Here is a 4566-nt window from a genome sequence, read left to right as displayed (position 1 = left end):
CGGCGGCGATCATGGCGTCGATTTCGCAGCGCGTGGCCCAGGAAACCGACGTTCTGGTACTGTCGGGAACGGCAGGTTCGGCGATATCGGCGCAAACGGGCAAGCCTAAGGTCGTCGAAGTCAGGAGCTGGATGCCGGCAAAGGGCGCGCTGGGAAAGCGGGCGGTGGCCGAATTGCTGTTCACGGTCCGGATCTTCTTCGCGCTGCTGGCGAGGCTCAAGCGCGGCGACGTCACGCTCACCGTTCCTGCGCCCTTCATGCTGCCTTACGCGTTCGCTGCCGCGGCCAAATTGAAGGGCGCGAAGTCGGTGCTGATCATGCACGATCTCTATCCCGACGTTCTCGTCATGGTTGGCCTGTTGAAGCCTCAGTCGATGCTGGCGAGGGCGATGCACGCCCTGAACGCGCCGATGTTCCGTGCGCTCGGTGCCGTCGTCATCATCGGCCGCGACACGGAAAAACTGTTGTTACGCTATCGCGGAATGACCCGCGACAGGATCCGCTTCATTCCGAACTGGGCAACGCTTGCGCCCGGCGTTCGCGCCATCGCGCCTGACAATCCATATCGCCGTTCGTTTTCCGGCCGCTTCGTCGTCGGGCTTTCGGGCAATCTCGGTTTCACCCACGATCCCGTCATCGTATTCGAGGCGGCACGGTTGCTGCGGGACGATAAGGATATCCATTTCCTGTTGTCGGGCTGGGGAGTGGGCTTTGACCAGTTGAAGACGATGCAGGCCGAGGCGAAACTTCCGAACGTCACCCTGGTCGAGCGCGTCGAGGACGATCAGTTGGAGATTTTTCTCTCGGCCGCGGACGTCTGGATCATTCCCTACCGCAAGAATGTCGCCGGCGTATCGGTGCCGAGCCGGTTCTACAATCTGCTGGCGATCGGCCGTCCGGTGATCCTGGTTTCCGAAGCCGATGCCGAGGCAGCGCTGACGGTGACCGAACACGATGTCGGCTGGGTCGTCGAGCCCGGCAACGCCGATGAACTGGCGAAGACGGTCAGCCATGCCGCCCGTTCCGTGGACGCGCAGCGGGCCGAACGCGCGGCCGAAATCTCCAGGCGATTCGATTTTGAGATTGCCATGGCCGAGTATTGCGGCCTGATCCGCGAGCTGGCGCAGAAGAAGTCGAGCTAGCCGGTCGACGGCACGCGGCGCGAGAAGCGGTACATCAGGAACGCCGTGGCGGCGGCTCCCGCAACAAGAAGCAGGCCGGAGATCGCAGACGAAGGTGTCATCGCCGCGCCGATCGCCAACGCGGCCAACAGAATGTTGAGGGCGAACACCTCGCTCACCACGCGCGATACTGAAAATCCGTTGTCGGTGGCCCGCTGATAGAAGTGGCTGCGATGCGCCGCCCAGAACGGCTCGCCCCTCGCGATGCGCTGCAGCAGGGTAATGGTGGCGTCGGCGAGATAATAGAGCGGCAACAGCAGCGCCGCGGCCATTTGCTGATGCCAGGCGAGCTGCAGCAGGCACCAGCCGGCGAGCAGGCCGATCGGCAGGCTGCCGACGTCGCCGAGAAAGATTTTTGCTATCGGCCGGTTGAAAGGCGCAAAGCCGAGCATCGCGCCAAACAGGGCGGCTGCGGCGACTGCCGTCGACGCCGGAAGATCGCCGAGCCAGCCGAGCAGGACCAGCGCGGCGGTGACTGGCACGATTTCGGCGACCGTCATCAGGTCGAGCCCGTCCATGAAGTTGACGAGGTTCACGAACCACAGGCCCGCGAGAACCAGCAGGCCGCGCTCGAGCCAGAACGGGCAGGCGGGAACGATCCGTAAGCCTTCGGGCGCGGCAACGATCACCGCGGCGACGGCAAGCCCCTGCAGCAGGAGCCGCGGCAGGACGTGGAGCGGCCTGACGTCATCGGCAAAGCCGACAGCCGCGATGAACAGCGTCGCGCCGAACACCGCGGCGGGGATTTTGATGTCCCCCGCGCCGGCAAGCGCGATGACGGCGGTCGCTGCGATCAGCGTGGCCGCGATGACAGCGATGCCCCCGCCCTGCGGCGTCGGGATGCGATGGGAGGAGCGCGCATTCGGCTTCGCCAGCGCTATTCGCACCATGAGCGGCCGGATCGCAGAGGTCAGGACGCCCGACAACGGCGCCGCCAGCACCGCTGCGGCAAACGACAGCACTAGTTGCGAATTGACCATTCTACCCGCGCGGAACGTTATCAGGAGATTATTTGGGGACTTCGATCGGCGCCGTGCCCTGCGCGGCCTTCTCGGCGCTCAAGATCCATACCAGCCCGCCGATCAGGCCGACGATGAAGGAGACCGCGCCATAGAGCAGGGAGATATTGACGCCCTCATTGGCCATCAGGCCGGCATAGCCGAATGCGAGCCCCATGGTGGCCTCGCGGACGCCCCAGCCGGCGATCGAGATCGGCAGCATGGTGATCAGCATCACGGGCGGAACGAGCTGGAAGATCTGGCTGAACACTACGGGCGCTGCGATCGATTGCACCACGCACCAGGCGATCACGACGGCGAGCACGTGCACCAGCAACGACAGCACCGCGACCTTCAGGCCGTGGGTACGGCTGAACAGCACGCGATTGGCGATCACCGAACAGGCGTGGATGTGATGGGTGCCCCACCAGTGCTTCAGCCACGGCCATTTGAGCCTGCCGAGCAGGAGAAATCCGAGGCCGCCGGCCAGTGCCGCGAAATCGACGAACAGCAATGCCGACCTGCCGTGCGGATCGGTGATCAGGCGGTAGCTCCAGGGCAGGCTCGCGACGATGACGACCGCAAGTGCGATCAGGCCGATGGCGCGGTCGACGAAGATGGAATAGGTCGCAGCCCGCCAGCCGTGGCCGCTGCGTGCCACCAGCCACAACCGCACGGCGTCACCGCCGATCGAGGAGGGCAGCGTCTGGTTGAAGAAGGTTCCGATCACGTTGAAGCGCATCGCCTGCCGGGTCGGCAGCGGCGCGCCGCACTCCGCGCTGATCTGGCGCCAGCGCAGCACCCCGATGAAGATCTGCAGGAACGTCACCGCGATCGCCACGCCGATCCAGCCCAGGCTGGAAACATCGATGCGGGCGGCGAGGTCGGCAAGGTCGACCTTGCGCAGCGAGAAGTAAAGCAGCGCCGCCGAGACCAGTATCTTCAATGTCGAAAGCAGGATACGGCGCATCTCGCCCGTGCCGGGTTTGGAGAGGTGGGGTGCAAAAAGCGATGCAATTCGGCGCCTTGGTATGGTTTTCGAGCCGTTCTGGCAATAGCGGGGCTGGTAGGTGTTGCAGCGGCCTCGGCAACGCGGGTAAAAGGCGCGGGGACAGAAATTTGAGCCGTTGAGCCGTGCCTTCCAGGGATATGATGCCAGATCAATCCATTTTGGTCACCGGAGCTGCGGGTTTCATCGGCTTTCATGTCGCTCGCCGGCTGCTTGCCGAAGGCCGTTCCGTCATCGGCCTCGACAATCTCAACGAATATTATGATCCGGCGCTGAAACAGGCGCGGCTGGACATCCTGCGCGGAGAGCGGGGCTTTGCGTTCGAGCAGATCGACCTCGCCGATCGCGCCGCCATGGAACGCCTGTTCGCCAAACACCGCTTTGCAAGGGTGGTGCATCTGGCGGCGCAGGCCGGCGTGCGGTATTCGATCGACCAGCCGCATGCCTATGTCGATGCCAACCTTGAGGGCTTCGTCAATGTGCTGGAAGGTTGCCGGCATCACGGATGCGGCCATCTGGTCTATGCATCGTCCTCGTCGGTCTATGGCGCCAATACGAAACTACCGTTTTCGGTGAACGACAAGACCGACCATCCTGTCAGCCTCTACGCTGCCACGAAGAAAGCCAACGAGCTGATCGCGCATTCCTACAGCCATCTCTATCGCCTTCCGGTGACAGGCCTGCGGTTCTTCACGATCTATGGGCCGTGGGGCCGCCCTGACATGGCGATTTACCTCTTCACCAAGGCGATCGTGGAGGGCACCCCGATCAGGCTCTTCAACCAAGGCCGGATGCGGCGCGACTTTACCCATGTCGACGACGCGGCGCGCGCGGTATTGCAATTGGTCGACCAAGCCCCGCGCGACGGCGGCCCGGCCGCCGGTGCGCCGGCACGAATTTACAATGTCGGCAACAATCATCCGGAAGAGCTAACTCACGTGGTAGCGGTTCTGGAGCGGGAATTGGGCCGCGCGGCGGTCCGTGAGATGCTGCCGATGCAGCCTGGAGATGTGACCGAGACCTTTGCCGATGTCGCGGAACTGATGCGCGACACCGGCTTCAGGCCGCAGACTTCGATCGAGGATGGGCTTGCCGATTTTGTCGCCTGGTACCGTGACTACTACAGAATTTGAGGCACCGATGAACCGACGAATTATTCCCCTCATCATGTGCGGCGGCGCGGGAACGCGGCTGTGGCCGGCCTCGCGTGAGGTGCACCCCAAGCAGTTCCTGTCCCTGTTCGGGGAGCGCTCGACGTTCCAGGATACGCTGCTGCGGGTTTCGGGCGCTGATCTGTTCGAGCGGCCCGTCATCATCACCAACAACGCCTATCGCTTCATGGTGCTCGAGCAACTGGCGGAGATCGGGCTCGAGGCCG

At 63.7% G+C, this 4566-nt stretch carries 5 protein-coding genes; 3 read left to right on the top strand and 2 right to left on the bottom strand.

Translation table 11 applies throughout. The features are described from left to right. Positions 1-1142, top strand: a 1142-nt coding sequence (locus CQ12_RS17950) for a glycosyltransferase family 4 protein (RefSeq protein WP_063799767.1), incomplete at its 5' end; no start/stop codon positions are given. Here CQ12_RS17950 and CQ12_RS17945 read toward each other — a convergent pair. Then, positions 1139-2161, bottom strand: coding sequence for an MraY family glycosyltransferase (locus CQ12_RS17945; RefSeq protein ID WP_057836633.1), 1023 nt, complete (start codon positions 2159-2161; stop codon positions 1139-1141). The two genes, CQ12_RS17950 and CQ12_RS17945, sit on opposite strands and share 4 nt — an antisense overlap. Before the next feature lie 28 nt (positions 2162-2189). Continuing rightward, positions 2190-3149, bottom strand: coding sequence for a lysylphosphatidylglycerol synthase transmembrane domain-containing protein (locus tag CQ12_RS17940; protein WP_057836632.1), 960 nt, complete (start codon positions 3147-3149; stop codon positions 2190-2192). A gap of 182 nt (positions 3150-3331) precedes the next feature. Here CQ12_RS17940 and CQ12_RS17935 point away from each other — a divergent pair, with 182 nt between their 5' ends. Next, positions 3332-4321, top strand: a complete 990-nt coding sequence (locus CQ12_RS17935; RefSeq protein ID WP_057836638.1) for an NAD-dependent epimerase — start codon at positions 3332-3334, stop codon at positions 4319-4321. 7 nt (positions 4322-4328) lie between these two features. Further along, on the top strand, positions 4329-4566 hold a 238-nt coding region (locus tag CQ12_RS46390; RefSeq protein ID WP_245309978.1), incomplete at its 3' end, for a sugar phosphate nucleotidyltransferase.

This window comes from Bradyrhizobium jicamae (genome assembly GCF_001440395.1).
Lineage (GTDB): Bacteria > Pseudomonadota > Alphaproteobacteria > Rhizobiales > Xanthobacteraceae > Bradyrhizobium > Bradyrhizobium jicamae.
This window is presented reverse-complemented; position numbering and strand designations above follow the sequence as displayed.

Excerpts from the sequence above, each read along its gene's own strand:
- CQ12_RS17945 (WP_057836633.1), bottom strand. The coding sequence starts at position 2,161 with ATGGTCAATTCGCAACTAGTGCTGTCGTTTGCCGCAGCGGTGCTGGCG.
- CQ12_RS17940 (WP_057836632.1), bottom strand. The coding sequence starts at position 3,149 with ATGCGCCGTATCCTGCTTTCGACATTGAAGATACTGGTCTCGGCGGCG.
- CQ12_RS17935 (WP_057836638.1), top strand. The coding sequence starts at position 3,332 with ATGCCAGATCAATCCATTTTGGTCACCGGAGCTGCGGGTTTCATCGGC.